Raw genomic sequence first — 1,615 nt, forward strand, 5'->3', positions numbered from 1 at the left:
CCCGTCTTATTCACGAGGGCAGTGGATCTGTGGTGGCGAGCGTAGCGTAAAGCATTGATGTGGCTTAGGGATTGGGTGCTGACGCCAAGTCCTCAGACCAGATCGAGCCCGCCACGCCCGCCATGTCCGATCCTACGTGTCTGCCGTTCGCGTTTCCATCGGTTCGAGGCAAGAAGCTCACAGCTGCTTTCGACGGCGGACGCCTGACCTCGGACGGGGGCGTCCTGTTGCTCGCTCAGGCTGCCCGGCGGATGCAGATCGGTGAGAAGCTCGCCGCGGTGATCCCCGACCGGCGTGACCCGAGCCGGATCGTGCATCCTCTGCCCGAGATCCTGCTGGCGCGCATCCTGGCCATCGCCTGCGGGTACGAGGATGCCGACGACCTCGATCACCTGCGCGTCGATCCCGCCTTCAAGCTCGCCTGTGGTCGCCTACCCGACAGCGGACGCGACTTGATGAGCCAGCCCACCGTCTCGCGGCTGGAGAACACGCCGGGCCTGCGTGACCTGATCCGGCTCGGACGGGTGCTGGTCGACCTCTACTGCGCCAGCTACGCCGCGCCACCGGCGGCTGTCACGCTGGATATCGACGACACCTGCGACGTGGTCCATGGCCAGCAGCAACTGTCGCTGTTCAACGCCCACCACGACGAACGCTGCTTTCTCCCCATCCACGTCTACGACACCGCCACCTCGCGCCCGGTGGCGATGATCCTGCGGCCGGGCAAGACGCCTTCGGGTCGCGAAGTCCGGGGCCATCTGCGTCGTCTGGTCCGGGCGATCCGCCGACACTGGCCGACGACCGCGATCACGATCCGTGGCGACGGCCATTACGGGCGGCCCGAAGCGATGGACTGGTGCGAGGACAACGACGTCGCTTACGTCTTCGGCCTGACCGGCACCAAGTCGCTCACCGCCAAGGTCGAGCCGACCGCCGATCACATCCGGGTCGAGCGGGCCCTCAGCAACACAGATGCCGTGCGCGGCTTTGCTGAGACCACGCACGCAGCCAAATCCTGGCGGCAGCACCGCCGCGTCGCCGCCCGCATCGAGGCGACCCGCCTTGGCCTCGACATCCGCTACGTGGTCACGAACATCGCCACCGGTACGCCCGAATGGCTCTACGCCGAGCTGTACTGCGCCCGCGGACAGGCCGAGAACCTGATCAAGCTCCATAAGGGCCAGCTCGCTTCCGACCGCACCTCCTGCCGGCATCCGGCCGCCAACCAGATGCGGCTCGTGCTGCACACCGCCGCCTATTGGCTGATGCTGACCGTGCGCGACGCCATCCCGGCTCCCCATCGCCTGGCCAAGGCCGAGTTCGCGACGATCCGCCTGCGCCTGCTCAAGCTTGGGGCTCGCATCCACGAGACCACTGCCCGTGTTCGTCTCGCCTTCGCCGCCGCCTGTCCCGAGGCCGACTTGCTGCGCCATATCGCGGGCGCACTCGCCCCAGCGCCAGCCTGAACCACGGGGCGTGATGCCCCATCGACACCGCTCCCGTCCCTCCAGCGCCGACAGCACAACCAGATCCATACGCGTCAGGACAGACGCACGATCCCGCTCGCCTTCAGCTCAAAACACGTCGCCAGCCAAACCCTGGTGAATAAAGCGGG

The 1,615-nt window shown here is 67.1% G+C and carries 1 protein-coding gene; it reads left to right on the forward strand.

Going from position 1 to position 1,615, the window contains the following annotated elements; genetic code table 11:
• The first annotated feature begins 122 nt into the window (after positions 1–122).
• On the forward strand, positions 123–1,466 hold the full coding sequence (locus BM396_RS31760) for an IS1380-like element ISMex4 family transposase (RefSeq protein WP_043765794.1): 1,344 nt from the start codon (positions 123–125) through the stop codon (positions 1,464–1,466).
• Positions 1,467–1,615: the final 149 nt, after the last annotated feature.

The organism is Methylobacterium sp. UNCCL125 (assembly GCF_900116795.1).
Lineage (GTDB): Bacteria > Pseudomonadota > Alphaproteobacteria > Rhizobiales > Beijerinckiaceae > Methylobacterium > Methylobacterium fujisawaense.

Bases quoted from the DNA above. Each gene is read 5' to 3' on its own strand.
- BM396_RS31760 (WP_043765794.1), top strand. From the start codon at position 123: ATGTCCGATCCTACGTGTCTGCCGTTCGCGTTTCCATCGGTTCGAGGC.